The sequence below is a fragment of the Lentzea sp. NPDC060358 genome (assembly GCF_042725365.1).
GTDB lineage: Bacteria > Actinomycetota > Actinomycetes > Mycobacteriales > Pseudonocardiaceae > Lentzea.
The window spans coordinates 15,304-30,764 of sequence record NZ_JBHXCW010000038.1 but is presented as its reverse complement, the minus strand read 5'-3'; the positions used below and the strand labels follow the sequence as shown (position 1 = coordinate 30,764).

Here is a 15,461-nt window from a genome sequence, read left to right as displayed (position 1 = left end):
CCTCGTCATCAGGCGGCAGGGCCGCCGAAGATCTCGATCGGCTTGCTGTCCGAGGACAGGGTCACGATCGCGCGCTTCGTGTCCTTGCGCTTGCCGAACCCGGTGCGGGTGCGCTTGCGCTTGCCCTGCCGGTTGATGGTGTTGACGCTGACGACCTTCACGCCGAAGACCTTCTCCACGGCGATCTTGATCTGGGTCTTGTTCGAACCCGGCGCCACCAGGAAGGTGTACTTGTTCTCCTCGAGCAGTCCGTAGGACTTCTCGGAGATCACGGGCGCGAGCAAGATGTCCCTGTGGTCGGGGATCACTTCGAGGCCTCCTCGTCCACCACGACCGCCGTGGCCTCGGCCGAGCCGGAGCCCTGCTGGCCCTTGCTGGCGAGGAACACGTCGAGCGAGTCCTTGGTGAACACCACGTCGTCGTTGACGAGCACGTCGTAGGTGTTGAGCTGGTCCGGCGCGATCACGTGCACGTGCTGCAGGTTGCGCACGCTGACCCACGCGACCTCGTCGGTGCGGTTGAGCACCACGAGAACGCGACGGGCCTGGGTGACCGACTCCAGGACCTTGCGCGCGGTCTTGGTCGACGGGGTGTCCCCGTCCACCAGGCCGGACACGACGTGCACCTGGTTGGCGCGAGCCCGGTCGGAGAGGGCGCCACGCAGAGCGGCGGCCTTCATCTTCTTGGGGGTCCGCTGGGTGTAGTCACGCGGCTGCGGGCCGTGGACGACGCCACCGCCGGCGAACTGCGGCGCACGGGTCGAACCCTGGCGGGCGCGACCGGTGCCCTTCTGGCGGTAAGGCTTCTTGCCACCACCGGACACCTCGCCGCGGGTCTTCGTCGAGTGCGTGCCCTGGCGCGCGGCGGCCTGCTGGGCCACGACGACCTGGTGCAGCAGCGCGACGTTCGCCTGCGCGTCGAAGACGGAAGCCGGCAGCTCGACCGAGCCGGCGGACTTGCCGTCCGGGGTGCGGATCTCAACGGTCGACATCAGGCACCACCCTTCGCAGCAGTCCGGACGAACACCAGACCACCCTTGGGGCCGGGAACAGCGCCCTTGATGAGCAGCAGGCCGTTCTCGGCATCGATCTTGTGCACCTTCAGGTTCTGGGTCGTGACGCGCACGTGGCCCATGCGGCCGGCCATGCGCAGACCCTTGAAGACGCGACCCGGGGTGGCGCAGCCGCCGATGGAACCCGGCGAGCGGTGCTTGCGCTGGGTGCCGTGGCTGGAGCCGAGACCCCGGAAGTTGTGGCGCTTCATGACACCCGCGGTGCCCTTGCCCTTGCTGGTGCCGGTGATGTCGACAACAGCGCCGGCCTCGAACACCTCAGCGGTGATCTCCTGGCCGACCGTGTACTCGCCGGCGTCCGTCGTGCGCAGCTCCACCAGGTGGCGGCGGGGCGTGACCCCGGCCTTGGCGAAGTGGCCCGCGACGGGCTTGTTGACCTTGCGCGGGTCGATCGCGCCGGCCGCCAGCTGGACGGCGGTGTAGCCGTCCTTCTCCTCGGTGCGAACCTGGGTGACGACATTCGGCTCAGCCCTGACGACGGTCACCGGGACGACCCGGTTGTTCTCGTCGAAGACCTGAGTCATGCCGAGCTTGGTGCCCAGGATGCCCTTCATCTGCCTGTCAGACATTGGTCCGTTACTCTCCGCGCCCAACGCTTACTGGATGTTGACGTCGACGCTGGCCGGCAGGTCGATGCGCATGAGCGCGTCCACCGTCTTCGGCGTCGGGTCGAGGATGTCGATCAGCCGCTTGTGCGTGCGCATCTCGAAGTGCTCGCGCGAGTCCTTGTACTTGTGCGGCGAGCGGATGACGCAGTACACGTTCTTCTCAGTGGGCAGCGGCACTGGCCCGACAACCCGAGCGCCGGTGCGCGTCACGGTCTCCACGATCTTGCGTGCAGACGCGTCGATCGCTTCGTGGTCGTAGGCCTTGAGCCGGATGCGGATCTTTTGTCCCGCCATGATGGCTTGCCGTTCCTCTGCTTCTCGTAACCGCTGCGGTGCGGTGCCTCGGATGAGGCCTGCTACAGCCTCTTGGCGCGCTCCGCCCCTGTTGAAGTGTCATGGTGCCCGGTCCACGCGGTCGGGCGTGTCGCGCCCGGTGCGCATACCGGTCCCACTCAAGGTCTCCCCGGTGGGATTGGGCCTACCACAGCCCATGCACCCTGATGCCCATCTCCGCAAGGAGGCGTTCACTAACAGGGCGCGGACGCTCGGTCGAAGGGATCGGACACGCACGGATGCGACCCGGCCTTCGTCGAGCAACCCGTAAAGGATGCCACACGGTCGCGAGGCGTTCCAAATCGGGGTGGGCGAGTTGGAGCCAGATCACGTCCGGATCTTGGCCGGTGAGCCGTACCGTCCGTCCCGTGTGGAGCGACGGCCGCGGCGGTTCCGTTGCCCGGCAACGGGATCCCCGCGAGGCCGCCACTCCCCTGCGACCGACGACGACCCGGCGTGAGCTGTCGCACAACTTCGCCGGAGAACGACGAAGGCCGGGCCAACGAAGATCGTTGGCCCGGCCTGTCGCCGAACTGGGTCGAGCTAGGTCACTTGATGATCTTGGTGACCGAGCCGGCGCCGACGGTGCGGCCACCCTCGCGGATCGCGAAGCGGAGGCCCTCGTCCATGGCGATCGGCTGGATCAGCTTGACCGACATGCCGGTGGTGTCACCCGGCATGACCATCTCGGTGCCCTCGGGCAGCGTCACGACGCCGGTCACGTCCGTCGTCCGGAAGTAGAACTGCGGACGGTAGTTGTTGAAGAACGGCGTGTGGCGGCCACCCTCGTCCTTCGACAGGATGTAGACCTGGGCCTCGAACTCGGTGTGCGGGGTCGTGGTGCCCGGCTTGACGATGACCATGCCGCGCTCCACCTCCTCGCGCTTGATGCCGCGGAGCAGCAGCGCGGCGTTGTCGCCCGCGCGGCCCTCGTCGAGGAACTTCTTGAACATCTCGATCGAGGTGACCGTCGTCTTCTTCGACGTCTCCTTGATACCGACGATCTCGATCTCGGAGTTCACGTTGATGATGCCGCGCTCGATGCGACCGGTCACGACGGTGCCGCGGCCGGTGATCGTGAAGACGTCCTCGACGGGCATGAGGAACGGCTTCTCGGTGTCGCGCTCCGGCTCCGGGATCGCCGAGTCGACGGCGGCCATGAGCTCGAGAACCGACTTGCCCCAGGTCTCGTCGCCCTCCAGCGCCTTCAGCGCCGAAACGCGCACGACCGGCAGGTCGTCGCCCGGGAACTCGTACTCGGAGAGCAGCTCGCGGACCTCGAGCTCGACGAGCTCCAGGATCTCCTCGTCGTCCACCATGTCGGCCTTGTTGAGCGCGACGACGATGTAGGGGACGCCGACCTGGCGGGCCAGGAGGACGTGCTCCTTCGTCTGCGGCATCGGGCCGTCGGTCGCCGCGACCACCAGGATGGCGCCGTCCATCTGCGCCGCACCGGTGATCATGTTCTTGATGTAGTCGGCGTGACCGGGGCAGTCGACGTGCGCGTAGTGACGGTTCTCCGTCTGGTACTCGATGTGCGCGATCGAGATCGTGATGCCGCGCTGCTTCTCTTCCGGCGCCTTGTCGATCTGGTCGAACGCGAACGAGGCGTTCACATCGGGGTACGCGTCGTGCAGAACCTTGGAGATCGCCGCGGTCAGCGTGGTCTTGCCATGGTCGATGTGACCGATGGTGCCGATGTTGACGTGCGGCTTCGTCCGCTCGAACTTCGCCTTGGCCACTGGATTGTCCTCCTGGACTTCTTTTTTGCTGGTCCGGCGGGCATCTGTGGCCACCCGCCGGACTTACACGTCAGGGTCTGAAAGTAGCGGACCCCAGGGATCACCCCCGGAGAGCCCGCGGTCGAACTGCGGTGCTCCGGTGGGGAGTTACTCCCCGGTCGCCTTCGCGATGATCTCCTTCGAGACGTTCGCGGGAACCTCTGCGTAGGAGTCGAACACCATCGAGTAGTTGGCGCGACCCTGGGTCTTCGACCGCAGGTCACCCACATACCCGAACATTTCCGACAGCGGAACCAGTGCCTTGACGACACGGATGCCGCTGCGCTCCTCCATGGCCTGGATCTGGCCACGGCGGGAGTTCAGGTCGCCGATCACGTCGCCCATGTACTCCTCGGGCGTCGTGACCTCGACGGCCATCAGAGGCTCGAGGATCGCGGGAGACGCCTGACGGGCGGCTTCCTTGAGGGCCATCGAACCAGCGATCTTGAACGCCATTTCCGAGGAGTCGACCTCGTGGTAGGCGCCGTCGAGCAGCGTCACCTTCACGCCGACCAGCGGGTAGCCCGCCAGCACGCCGTACTGCAGCGCGTCCTGCGCACCCGCGTCGACCGACGGGATGTACTCGCGGGGGATGCGACCACCGGTGACGGCGTTGACGAACTCGTAGAGCGCGCCGTCTTCCTTCTTCTCCAGCGGCTCGACGGTGACGAGCACCTTCGCGAACTGGCCGGAGCCACCGGTCTGCTTCTTGTGGGTGTAGGAGTACTTCTCCACCGCCTTGCGGATGGTCTCCCGGTACGCCACCTGAGGCTTGCCGATGTTGGCCTCGACCTTGAACTCGCGGCGCATGCGGTCCACCAGGATGTCCAGGTGGAGCTCGCCCATGCCGGCGATGATGGTCTGGCCCGTCTCCTGGTCGAGGTTGACCCGGAACGTCGGGTCCTCCTCGGCCAGCTTCTGGATCGCGGTGCCGAGCTTCTCCTGGTCCGCCTTCGTCTTGGGCTCGATGGCCACCTGGATGACGGGCTCGGGGAAGGTCATCGACTCGAGCACGATCGGGTGCTGCGGGTCGCACAGGGTCTCACCGGTCGTGGTGTCCTTGAGACCGATCACGGCGTAGATGTGCCCCGCGATGGCCTCGGTGACCGGGTTCTCCTTGTTGGCGTGCATCTGGAAGATCTTCCCGATGCGCTCCTTGCGGTCCTTGGTCGCGTTGACGACCTGGGTGCCCGCAGCGACCTTGCCCGAGTAGACCCGGATGTAGGTCAGCTTGCCGAAGAACGGGTGCACGGCGATCTTGAACGCCAGCGCCGAGAACGGCTCGTCCGTGGACGGGCTGCGCTTGACGACGGTCTCGCCGTCCTGCAGCGTGCCCTCGACCGGCGGGAGGTCGAGCGGCGACGGCAGGTAGTCGATGACCGCGTCGAGCATGGGCTGGACGCCCTTGTTCTTGAAGGCGGAGCCGCACAGGATCGGGTACGCGGAGCCCGCGGCGACGATCTTGCGGAGGCCGGCCTTGATCTCCTCGACGGAGAGGTCGCCCTGCTCGAAGTACTTCTCGGTGAGGTCGTCGTCGGTCTCGGCGACGGCCTCGAGCAGCTGCTCGCGGAACTCCTGCGCCCTCTCGAGCAGATCCGCGGGGATCTCCTCGATCGCGTAGTCCTCGCCCTTCTGGACTTCGCCGCGCCAGGTGAGCGCGCGCATCTCGATCAGGTCGACGACCCCGATGAAGTCGCTCTCGGCACCGATCGGGATCTGGAGCGGCAGCGGCTTGGCGCCGAGCCGGTCCTGGATCGTCTTGATCGTGAAGTAGAAGTCCGCGCCGAGCTTGTCCATCTTGTTGACGAAGCAGATGCGCGGGACGTCGTACTTGGTCGCCTGCCGCCAGACCTGCTCGGACTGCGGCTCGACGCCCTCCTTGCCGTCGAAGACGGCGACGGCGCCGTCGAGGACGCGCAGGTTGCGCTCGACCTCGACGGTGAAGTCGACGTGGCCCGGCGTGTCGATCAGGTTGATCTGGTGGTTCTTCCAGTAGCAGGTCGTCGCGGCCGACGTGATCGTGATGCCGCGCTCCTGCTCCTGCTCCATCCAGTCCATCACGGCCGCGCCGTCGTGAACCTCGCCGATCTTGTAGCTGATCCCCGTGTAGAAGAGGATCCGCTCCGTCGTCGTGGTCTTGCCCGCGTCGATGTGCGCCATGATCCCGATGTTGCGGACCATGGAGAGATCAGTGAGCACGTCCTGTGCCACGGGTCTTTCCCCTGTCTTGAGCTTGTGAGCTCACTAGGGCTGGGAGAGCCCGGCCAGGTGGTGCGGCCGGGCGTCGGATCACCAGCGGTAGTGGGCGAAGGCCTTGTTGGACTCGGCCATCTTGTGCGTGTCCTCACGGCGCTTGACGCTCGCACCGAGACCGTTGCTCGCATCGAGCAGCTCGTTCATCAGACGCTCGACCATGGTCTTCTCACGGCGCTGCCGGGAGAAGGTGATCAGCCAGCGCAGCGCCAGCGTGGTGGAGCGGCCGGGCTTGACCTCGATCGGCACCTGGTAGGTGGCACCACCGACGCGGCGGCTCTTGACCTCGAGAGCCGGCTTCACGTTGTCCAGCGCGCGCTTCAGCGTGACGACCGGGTCGGTGCCGGTCTTCTCGCGAGCACCCTCGAGGGCTTCGTAGACGATCTTCTCGGCCACGGAGCGCTTGCCGTCCACCAGCACCTTGTTGATGAGCTGGGTCACGAGCGGCGAGCTGTAGACCGGGTCAGAGATAAGCGGCCGCTTCGGGGCCGGTCCCTTGCGGGGCATCAGCTCTTCTCCTTCTTCGCGCCGTAGCGGCTGCGAGCCTGCTTGCGGTTCTTGACACCCTGCGTGTCGAGAGAACCACGGATGATCTTGTAGCGAACACCCGGCAGGTCCTTCACACGACCGCCGCGCACGAGCACCATCGAGTGCTCCTGGAGGTTGTGGCCCTCACCGGGGATGTAGGCCGTGACCTCGATGCCGCTGGTCAGCTTCACGCGAGCGACCTTGCGCAGTGCGGAGTTCGGCTTCTTGGGGGTGGTGGTGTAAACGCGGGTGCACACACCGCGCCGCTGCGGCGAGCCCTTGAGGGCCGCCGTCTTCTGCTTCGCCACCTTGTCCTGGCGGCCCTTGCGGACCAGCTGCTGGATCGTTGGCATTCGCCGGCTGCTTCTTCCGTCTTTTTGAGGGATCTCCTTGCGGTTCACCCTCGTGTTTCTTGATCCCTCTCTGCACCCGAGGTCGGGCGTGTCGCCCGCTCCCCAGGTCCGCGAGCGCCAGCCTCAGCCCAGCAAGAGCCTCAACTGCCACCGCGAGTGGAGGACACCGCGGCCTCACGGGCACGCGGAGCGGCCCGACATGGGTCGGGCACGAGTAGCAAAGATACCCGTCCACGTCTACCCGGGTCAAAACGGGGGTGCCGCGGGCCCGGCTGCAGTAGACATGGTGCCGCCACCGACGGTACTCGCGTGACGGAGAACGCGTTGAAGCTCAAGCTGCTGGTCTACGGCATCGCCGCGCTCGTGATCGGGATCCCCGCGTTCTTCATCGCGCGGGACCTGCTGACGAGCGTCGAGGTCGGCGAGTGCGCCCGGCCGTCCGCCTCCTCGGACGGCGGGTTCGACATGACTGAGACCGATTGCACATCCGCGGACGCCTCGTACCGGCTCGTGAAGCTCGAGCAGAGGAGGTCGTGCCCGTCCGGCGACTACCTCACGCAGACCGAGCGCAAGGCCGGCCGGTCGGGCGGGTCCAAGCAGTTCTGCTACGTCCTCAACGTCCGGGAGGGCGACTGCCTGAAGCGGTCCGAGGCGTTCCACGAACGGGTGGCCTGCGGCGCGGGCGCGACCCAGCGGGTGTCCAAGGTGTCCGCGGGCGACGACCGGGCGCTGTGCGGCGGCGCCGAGGCCCGCACCTACCCGGACCCGGCCACGACGATCTGCCTCGAGAACGTGTGAGAGCCGGGGCCTGGCGGCAGTGGATCGTGCCGTCCGTGCTCGCACTGCTGTGCATGGCGGGGATCACCGCGCTGGTGCAGCAGTGGCAGCGCGAGAACCCGGAGCCGTCCTGCTACGCGCTCCGCGCCGCGCGGACGTCGACCGACATGAGCGCGGTGGACTGCGGGGCGTACAACGCCACGTACAAGGTCGCGCTGCTCGTCGACTCCCCTGACGAGCGCACGCCCGGCAGGTGCCCGCTCGGCCCCTACTCGGTCGCGGACGACCCCTCCGGCGGGACGCGCTGCCTGATGCTCGACGTCGAGGCGGGCGACTGCCTGCAGACCCTGACGGCGCGCAGGAAGGGCCGCGAGCACAGCGCGCTCGCGCGGGACGAGTGCGGTCCCCGTTCGCAGGAGAGGGTGACCGCGGTCGTCACCGGTCCGCAGAGCGGCTGTGCGCCCGAGGAGAAAGCGATCCACTACTCGCAGCCCGCCACCACGATCTGCTTGGGGAAGCCATGAGGGTCACCGTCCTGCTCGCCGCGCTCGTCCTGGTGCTGTCCGGCTGTTCCGGCTTCACCGACCAGGCCGGCGTCGGCGAGTGCGCGAAGCAGTCCGACCTCTCCGACCCGAGCGTCGACATGGTCGAGGTCGACTGCTCGGCGCAGGACGCGGTGTACCGGGTGTCTTCACGCGAACGGCGGACGATGTGCCCGACCGGTGACTACCTGGACGAGTCGTCCGGCCGCACGCGGGGAACAGGTAAGACGCGGTACTGCTACGTGCTGAACGTGCAGGAGGGCGACTGCCTCAAGGCGGTCAACCAGTACTTCGAACGGGTGGCGTGCGGCGCCGGCACGCGCAGGGTGACGAAGCTCGTCGAGGGCGAGTCCGACCGCTCGCTGTGCGCGGGCGACGACTCGAAGACCTACACGCAGCCGATGATGACCATCTGCATCGCGAGGTAGCCCGCGCTGGTTCACTGTGCGCGTGGACGACCTGATCGCGGCGATGGCCTCGCTGACCGGCTCCTCCGCCGACCCCGAGGTGCTCGGCGGCGACCGCGGCGACGTGGTCGTCGTGCGCGTCGGCGACCTGGTGGCGAAGGCGCACCCCGCGGACACCGACGTGGCGGCGCTGCGGCAGCGCGTGGAGATCGCGGCGGAGCACCCCGACCTCCTGCTGCCGCCGGCGAAGCCGCTGCAGTTCGTGGACGACCGGCCGGTGACGGTGTGGCCGTACGGGACGCCGGTGAGCCAGGCGGACCCGGACGGGGCGCCGTGGGAGCAGAGCGCGGAGCTGCTCGCGAAGCTGCACGCGCTGCCGGTGCGGGGGCCCGTCGCGGGCACGCCCGACCGGATCGTGCGCGCGATCGAGGCCCTGCCGCCCGGCCTGCCGCACGCCGACGTGGTGCTCGCCGCCTACGAGGTCCTGCCGCCGCTGACCATGGGCGGCCGGGCCCTGATCCACGGCGACTGGCACCTGGGCCAGCTCGTGCACAGGGGCGCGTGGCGGCTGATCGACGTGGACGACCTGGGCGTGGGCGACCCGGTGTGGGACCTGGCGCGACCTGCGGCGTTGTTCGCGGTGGGGGTGCTGCCGCACGACCTGTGGGCGAGGTTCCTCAACACCTACCGTGAAACGGGTGGTGTGGCCGTGACGACATCGGAATGGGATGTCCTCAACATTCCGGCTCAGGCGTACGTTGTCCAGATGGCAGCGCGGGCACTCATGACCGGCCTGCAGGCAGTGGAACCGCTGGTCGAGGCATGTAGTCGGATCGTCGCGACGCACGGCTACGGCGACCGCGGCTAGTATCGTTTTTGTCCGGTCTTACCCAGGAGGCTCACCACGATGCAGTGTCCCAAGTGTCATGCGAACATGCGCACGTTCGACCGCATGGGCGTCCACATCGAGCAGTGCGACGGCTGCCGCGGGGTCTTCCTCGACTACGGCGAGCTCGAGTCCATCACGCGCCTCGAAGCCCAGATGCAGGCTCCGCCGCCCCCGCCGCCCGCCGCGTACCCGGCGCCGGCCCAGCCCGCCTGGGGCGCCGCGCCGCAGCAGGTCCACCACCACCACGGCGGCCACGGGGCCTACGGCTACGGCCACCGCAAGCACCGCGGCCTCGGCGGCCTCTTCTTCTCCTCCTGATCTCGTGCGACGGCCCCGGACCACCGGTCCGGGGCCGTTGACGGCTACCGAATTTCTGCGCGATAATCGGTAGTCAACGGGAGGAGCAACCATGTCTGTCGCGACCGAGGCCGCCCAGATCCGGGATCTCTTCGAAACGATCGAGGAGATCGAGTCCGTGGCGTCGTCCCTCGCAGAAGACGACGAACGCCGCCGCAAGCTCGACGGCGTGGTGGCCCGCACGCTCCGCCAGGCCCCACCGGTGCGCCCGGTGGTGGCGGGCGAACTCCTCGAGCTCACCGAGAAGACCGTGAAGGCCTGGGCCCGGGAAGGCGTCCTCGCCATCCACAGCCAAGAACCGCGCATGCTCCTCGACACCGTGCGCCTGCACGAGGTCCTCCACCTCGTCGCAGACCTCCGCCGCGCCGGCAAGACCCGCGGCCTGATCGACGAAGTCCACCGCCGCCTCAGCGACCAGTCCCTCCTCGACAGGTCCGACCTCGCCACCTCGCTGGACGAGATGCGCAGCGGCAGGGGACGCGTGGTCCGCACAGCTTGATCCAGGTAGTAGAGACCCACACCGCACACGCCCAGGCCAACGGCCTGCGCGGCCGCGCCCGCCTGGCCTACGAACGTTTCCTCGACGAACTGGCCCACTCGGGCTGCGCCGCCCTGGGCTACCGCGTGACGGGCCCGGAACCCCTCCCCCGCCTGTGCGTGAAACATCTCAGAGGCGCCGACAGGGTCGTGGTCGCCTTCCCCACCCCGGACACGGTCTGGGTCCTGCTGGTGGGCCCGCACGACGACGACCCGGGCCTGGACCTCTACGAGGCCCTGTACGAGATGGCAGGCGTCCGCCCCAGGCTCTCCGAGAAGCGCACGAAGCCCCGCTGCTGCACCGACGAGTCCGGCGTCCCACCCCTGGTGGACGAACACCTGGTGGACGACCTGGTGATCAGGGCAAGGGCCCTGGCCAGGACTCGCCGCCGCTAGGGCGACCTGACCACGAACACGTCACGGGCGGGCCCGCGCAAGAACACACCGAGCATGCCCACCCGCTTCGGCCCCCTCAACTGCCGGACGTCGACGCACCCGTCGTGCAGGCACCCGTTCTCCGACACGAACCACCCGCGAACGTCCTCCCACCGCAGCTCACCCATGCCCTCGATCGAACCAGCCACCTCACCGACAAATTTTCTTGTCAAGACAACCGGCTTTGTCCTAAGCTCGTCCCACCAGAAGAACGGAGACCACGATGTCCTTCCAGGCCTACCTCGACGGCGCGGAGAAGAAGACGGGCAAGACCCCGGCCGACCTGCTGGCAGCAGCGGCGGAACGCGGCTACGACGGCACCACGAAGGCGGGCGTGTTCCTGGAATGGCTGAAGACCGACTACGACCTGGGCAGGGGCCACGGCATGGCGCTGTACCACGTGCTGAAGAACGGCACGGAGATCAGCGAGAAGCACGTGGGCACCGCAGGAACCCACAGGGACGAGTCGACAACGCTACGACTCGACGGCATCGCCAACCGCTAGCGAAGCAACCGCTGGCGAAGCCGAAGGCGCCGGCCGGTCTTCGATCAGCTGGCGGGGTCCGGAGCGGAGCCCCGAGCAGGAAACGAAAACGGCCCCCGGAGCACGAAGCTCCAGGGGCCGTTCCCGACTTCACCGACGACTAGCGGTAGTCCCGCCCGAAGTCGTAGTCGTCCAGCGGCACAGCCGCACCGGTCCCGGTGCCGAACACGTCGGGCGTGTAGTACCCGTCGTCGTAGGAAGGAATCGCGTAAGCAGCGGCGCGAGCTTCCTCGGTCGGCTGGACCTGGATGTTGCGGTACCGGTTGATGCCCGTACCAGCCGGGATCAACTTACCGATGATCACGTTCTCCTTCAGACCGATGAGCTTGTCCGAACGCCCGTTGATGGCGGCGTCGGTCAGCACACGCGTGGTCTCCTGGAACGACGCCGCGGACAGCCACGAGTCGGTCGCCAGCGAGGCCTTCGTGATACCCATCAGCACCGGACGTCCGGCGGCCGGCTCGCCACCCTCGGCGACGACCGCGCGGTTGCCCGACTCGAAGTCCGCGCGCTCGACCAGCGAGCCCGGGAGGAACTCCGTCGCACCCGAGTCGATGATCGTGACCCGGCGGAGCATCTGCCGGACGATGACCTCGATGTGCTTGTCGTGGATGGCCACACCCTGGGCGCGGTACACCTTCTGCACTTCCTGCACCAGGTGCAGCTGGGCCTCGCGCGGGCCCATGACGCGCAGGACCTCGTGCGGGTCCGGAGTACCTTCCAGCAGCTGCTGGCCGACGGCCACGTGGTCGCCGTCCTGCAGCGGGCCGGTCGCCGTGTTCGCGAGGCGCTGACGCTTCGACAGCTTCTCGAACACGATCTCCTCGGAACCGTCGTCCGGGATCAGCGTGATCTTCCAGAAGCGGTCGCCGTCCTCGATGCGGACGCGGCCGTCGACGTCGGCGATCGGCGCCTTGCCCTTCGGGACGCGGGCCTCGAAGAGCTCCTGGACACGGGGCAGACCGGTCGTGATGTCGTCACCGGCCACACCGCCCTGGTGGAACGTGCGCATCGTCAGCTGCGTGCCCGGCTCACCGATCGACTGGGCGGCGACGATGCCGACGGCCTCGCCGACGTCGACCAGCTGGCCGGTGGCCATCGAGCGGCCGTAGCAGGACGCGCACACGCCGACCGCGGACTCGCAGGTCAGGACCGAGCGGACCTTGACCCGGATGACCCCGGCCTCGACCAGCGACTGCAGAGCCGGGTCGCCGAGGTCGTCGCCGCGGTTCAGCACGAGGTTGCCGGACGCGTCGAGGATGTCGTCCGCGACCGTGCGGGCGTAGACCGAGGTCTGCGCGAACTCGTGCAGGCCGACCTTGTCGCCCAGCTGCTCGCCGACGGTCATCTGGACACCACGGGTGGTGCCGCAGTCGACCTCGCGGATGATGACGTCCTGCGAGACGTCCACCAGACGACGGGTCAGGTAGCCCGAGTCGGCGGTACGCAGCGCCGTGTCGGCCAGACCCTTGCGGGCACCGTGCGTCGCGATGAAGTACTCGAGCACCGACAAGCCCTCGCGGAACGAGTTCTTGATCGGGCGCGGGATGTACTCACCCTTCGGGTTGGTCACCAGACCACGCATACCCGCGAGCGAACGGACCTGCGTCATGTTGCCGGCAGCGCCGGACTGCACGATGACGCGGATCGAGTTGTCCTCGGGGAAGTTGTCTTCCATGATCTCGTGGACCTGCTCGGTGGCCTTGGTCCACACCTTGACCAGCTCGGAGTTGCGCTCCTCGTGGGAGAGCTGACCGCGCTGGTAGCGCTTCTCGACGGCGTCCGCGAGGCGCTCGTGCTCCTCGAGGATGTCCTGCTTCGCAGCCGGGACGAGGACGTCCGAGATCGCGACCGTGACACCGGAGCGGGTGGCCCAGTGGAAACCGGCGTCCTTCAGCTTGTCCAGCGTCCGGGCGACGGTGACCATCGGGTACCGCTCGGCGAGGTCGTTGATGATCACGGCCTGCCGCTTCTTGGGCATGACCTCGTTGATGAAGGCGTAGTCCTGCGGCAGGATCTCGTTGAACAGCACGCGACCCAGCGTGGTCTCCGCGAGCCACGGCTGACCGGGCTCCCAGCCCTCGGGCTCCTGGCCCTTCGGCGGGTTCTTGTCGGAGACGCGGATCTTCACCATCGCCTGCAGGCCCAGGACCTTGCGGTCGAACGCCATCAGGGCCTCGGCGGGCGACGAGTAGAAGTGGCCCTCGCCGATGTCGCCGGCCTTGTGCCGGGTCAGGTGGTACAGACCCGTCACCATGTCCAGACGCGGCATGGCCAGCGGCTTGCCGGACGCCGGGGACAGGATGTTGTTCGACGACAGCATCAGGACGCGGGCCTCGGCCTGCGCCTCGGCGCTCAGCGGCAGGTGGACTGCCATCTGGTCACCGTCGAAGTCGGCGTTGAACGCTTCACAGACCAGCGGGTGCAGCTGGATGGCCTTGCCCTCGACCAGCTGCGGCTCGAAGGCCTGGATGCCGAGGCGGTGCAGCGTGGGTGCGCGGTTGAGCAGCACCGGGTGCTCGGTGATGACCTCTTCCAGCACGTCCCACACGGCCGGGCGCGCACGCTCGACCATCCGCTTGGCGGACTTGATGTTCTGCGCGTGGTTGAGGTCCACGAGCCGCTTCATCACGAACGGCTTGAAGAGCTCCAGGGCCATCTGCTTGGGCAGACCGCACTGGTGCAGCTTGAGCTGCGGGCCGACCACGATGACCGAACGGCCGGAGTAGTCGACGCGCTTGCCGAGCAGGTTCTGGCGGAACCGGCCCTGCTTGCCCTTCAGCAGGTCGGACAGCGACTTGAGCGGGCGGTTGCCCGGACCGGTCACCGGCCGGCCGCGGCGGCCGTTGTCGAACAGCGCGTCGACGGCCTCCTGCAGCATCCGCTTCTCGTTGTTGACGATGATCTCGGGCGCGCCGAGGTCGATCAGTCGCTTGAGGCGGTTGTTGCGGTTGATCACGCGGCGGTACAGGTCGTTCAGGTCGGACGTGGCGAAGCGGCCACCGTCGAGCTGCACCATCGGGCGCAGGTCCGGCGGGATGACCGGGACGCAGTCCAGCACCATGCCCTGCGGGTTGTTGCGGGTCGCCTGGAAGGCGGCAACGACCTTGAGGCGCTTGAGCGCGCGCAGCTTCTTCTGGCCCTTGCCGCTGCGGATCGTCTCGCGCAGGACCTCGGCCTCGGCGTCCACGTCGTAGTCACCCAGGAGCTTCTGGATGGCCTCGGCGCCCATGGCACCGGTGAAGTAGTCGCCGTAGCGGTCGTACAGCTCGCGGTAGAGCAGCTCGTCCGCGATCAGCTGGGCCTTGTCCAGCTTGGTGAACGTGGACCAGATCTCGTCGAGGCGGTCCAGCTCGCGCTGGGCGCGGTCGCGGAGCTGGCGCATCTCACGCTCGCCGCCCTCCTTGACCTTGCGGCGCACGTCGGACTTGGCGCCCTCGGCCTCGAGCTCGGCCAGGTCGGCCTCGAGCTTCTGGGCGCGGGCCTCCACGTCGGCGTCGCGGCGGTTCTCGACGCGCTTGCGCTCGACCTGCATCTCGCTCTCGAGCGTCGGCAGGTCGTTGTGGCGCAGCTCGGCGTTCACGCCCACGATGACGTAGGCGGCGAAGTAGATGATCTTCTCGAGGTCCTTGGGGGCCAGGTCGAGCAGGTAGCCCAACCGGCTGGGGACGCCCTTGAAGTACCAGATGTGCGTGACCGGAGCGGCGAGCTCGATGTGGCCCATGCGCTCACGACGCACCTTCGCACGGGTCACCTCGACGCCGCAGCGCTCGCAGATGATGCCCTTGAAGCGCACGCGCTTGTACTTGCCGCAGTAGCACTCCCAGTCCCGGGTGGGACCGAAGATCTTCTCGCAGAACAAGCCGTCCTTCTCGGGCTTGAGCGTGCGGTAGTTGATGGTCTCGGGCTTCTTGACCTCGCCAAAAGACCACTGGCGGATGTCGTCCGCGGTCGCGAGACCGATGCGGAGCTCATCGAAGAAGTTGACGTCGAGCACGTCTACTCTCTTCCCCTTTTTAGATCGGTGGCAAAAGGAGCTGGTCGG

At 67.7% G+C, this 15,461-nt stretch carries 18 protein-coding genes; 8 read left to right on the top strand and 10 right to left on the bottom strand.

Features of this window, described 5'->3' with window-relative positions:
• Positions 1-8 precede the first annotated feature (8 nt).
• The 8 genes from rplW to rpsL form a co-directional block, all read right to left on the bottom strand.
• Positions 9-308, bottom strand: coding sequence for a 50S ribosomal protein L23 (rplW, locus tag ACFWGZ_RS11340; protein WP_030473465.1), 300 nt, complete (start codon positions 306-308; stop codon positions 9-11).
• Positions 305-991 (bottom strand): 50S ribosomal protein L4, encoded by a 687-nt coding sequence (rplD, locus tag ACFWGZ_RS11335; RefSeq protein ID WP_330854393.1) that lies wholly within the window; start codon positions 989-991, stop codon positions 305-307. The genes rplW and rplD overlap by 4 nt, the downstream gene beginning before the upstream one ends.
• A complete protein-coding gene (gene rplC / locus ACFWGZ_RS11330; protein WP_382451373.1) occupies positions 991-1,641 on the bottom strand; it encodes a 50S ribosomal protein L3 in 651 nt (216 codons plus the stop codon). The genes rplD and rplC overlap by 1 nt, the downstream gene beginning before the upstream one ends.
• Before the next feature lie 27 nt (positions 1,642-1,668).
• Positions 1,669-1,974: a 30S ribosomal protein S10 gene (gene rpsJ / locus ACFWGZ_RS11325; protein WP_003938093.1), complete on the bottom strand. Its 306-nt coding sequence runs from the start codon at positions 1,972-1,974 to the stop codon at positions 1,669-1,671.
• Between the two features lie 587 nt (positions 1,975-2,561).
• On the bottom strand, positions 2,562-3,755 hold the full coding sequence (gene tuf / locus ACFWGZ_RS11320) for an elongation factor Tu (protein WP_330854392.1): 1,194 nt from the start codon (positions 3,753-3,755) through the stop codon (positions 2,562-2,564).
• A gap of 147 nt (positions 3,756-3,902) precedes the next feature.
• Positions 3,903-6,005 carry an elongation factor G gene (gene fusA, locus ACFWGZ_RS11315; protein WP_382451372.1) on the bottom strand — a complete coding sequence of 701 codons (2,103 nt, stop codon included), beginning with the start codon at positions 6,003-6,005 and terminating at the stop codon, positions 3,903-3,905.
• Between the two features lie 78 nt (positions 6,006-6,083).
• Positions 6,084-6,554 carry a 30S ribosomal protein S7 gene (gene rpsG / locus ACFWGZ_RS11310; RefSeq protein WP_330854390.1) on the bottom strand — a complete coding sequence of 157 codons (471 nt, stop codon included), beginning with the start codon at positions 6,552-6,554 and terminating at the stop codon, positions 6,084-6,086.
• The gene (gene rpsL, locus ACFWGZ_RS11305) at positions 6,554-6,928 is read right to left on the bottom strand and encodes a 30S ribosomal protein S12 (protein ID WP_030473471.1); all 375 of its coding nucleotides are present in this window, start codon (positions 6,926-6,928) and stop codon (positions 6,554-6,556) included. Before rpsL ends, rpsG begins: the two co-directional genes overlap by 1 nt.
• A 309-nt stretch (positions 6,929-7,237) precedes the next feature.
• Here rpsL and ACFWGZ_RS11300 point away from each other — a divergent pair, with 309 nt between their 5' ends.
• From ACFWGZ_RS11300 to ACFWGZ_RS11270, 7 genes are all read left to right on the top strand, one after another.
• Positions 7,238-7,726 carry a hypothetical protein gene (locus ACFWGZ_RS11300; RefSeq protein WP_382451371.1) on the top strand — a complete coding sequence of 163 codons (489 nt, stop codon included), beginning with the start codon at positions 7,238-7,240 and terminating at the stop codon, positions 7,724-7,726.
• A gap of 35 nt (positions 7,727-7,761) precedes the next feature.
• Positions 7,762-8,229 (top strand): hypothetical protein, encoded by a 468-nt coding sequence (locus tag ACFWGZ_RS11295; protein ID WP_382451370.1) that lies wholly within the window; start codon positions 7,762-7,764, stop codon positions 8,227-8,229.
• Complete coding sequence (locus ACFWGZ_RS11290) at positions 8,226-8,675, top strand: hypothetical protein (protein WP_382451369.1); 450 nt, start codon at positions 8,226-8,228, stop codon at positions 8,673-8,675. The genes ACFWGZ_RS11295 and ACFWGZ_RS11290 overlap by 4 nt, the downstream gene beginning before the upstream one ends.
• A 22-nt stretch (positions 8,676-8,697) precedes the next feature.
• Positions 8,698-9,522: a phosphotransferase family protein gene (locus tag ACFWGZ_RS11285; RefSeq protein WP_382451368.1), complete on the top strand. Its 825-nt coding sequence runs from the start codon at positions 8,698-8,700 to the stop codon at positions 9,520-9,522.
• Positions 9,523-9,561: 39 nt separating this feature from the next.
• On the top strand, positions 9,562-9,861 hold the full coding sequence (locus ACFWGZ_RS11280; protein WP_382451367.1) for a zf-TFIIB domain-containing protein: 300 nt from the start codon (positions 9,562-9,564) through the stop codon (positions 9,859-9,861).
• Positions 9,862-9,952: 91 nt separating this feature from the next.
• The gene (locus ACFWGZ_RS11275; RefSeq protein ID WP_382451366.1) at positions 9,953-10,399 is read left to right on the top strand and encodes a hypothetical protein; all 447 of its coding nucleotides are present in this window, start codon (positions 9,953-9,955) and stop codon (positions 10,397-10,399) included.
• The gene (locus tag ACFWGZ_RS11270; protein WP_382451365.1) at positions 10,396-10,833 is read left to right on the top strand and encodes a hypothetical protein; all 438 of its coding nucleotides are present in this window, start codon (positions 10,396-10,398) and stop codon (positions 10,831-10,833) included. The genes ACFWGZ_RS11275 and ACFWGZ_RS11270 overlap by 4 nt, the downstream gene beginning before the upstream one ends.
• Here the strand turns inward: ACFWGZ_RS11270 and ACFWGZ_RS11265 are convergent.
• Complete coding sequence (locus ACFWGZ_RS11265; RefSeq protein WP_382451364.1) at positions 10,830-11,000, bottom strand: hypothetical protein; 171 nt, start codon at positions 10,998-11,000, stop codon at positions 10,830-10,832. The two genes, ACFWGZ_RS11270 and ACFWGZ_RS11265, sit on opposite strands and share 4 nt — an antisense overlap.
• A gap of 95 nt (positions 11,001-11,095) precedes the next feature.
• Here ACFWGZ_RS11265 and ACFWGZ_RS11260 point away from each other — a divergent pair, with 95 nt between their 5' ends.
• A complete protein-coding gene (locus tag ACFWGZ_RS11260) occupies positions 11,096-11,377 on the top strand; it encodes a DUF4287 domain-containing protein (RefSeq protein WP_382451363.1) in 282 nt (93 codons plus the stop codon).
• A 139-nt stretch (positions 11,378-11,516) separates the two neighbouring features.
• Here the strand turns inward: ACFWGZ_RS11260 and ACFWGZ_RS11255 are convergent, their stop codons facing one another.
• On the bottom strand, positions 11,517-15,413 hold the full coding sequence (locus ACFWGZ_RS11255; protein WP_382451362.1) for a DNA-directed RNA polymerase subunit beta': 3,897 nt from the start codon (positions 15,411-15,413) through the stop codon (positions 11,517-11,519).
• Positions 15,414-15,461: the final 48 nt, after the last annotated feature.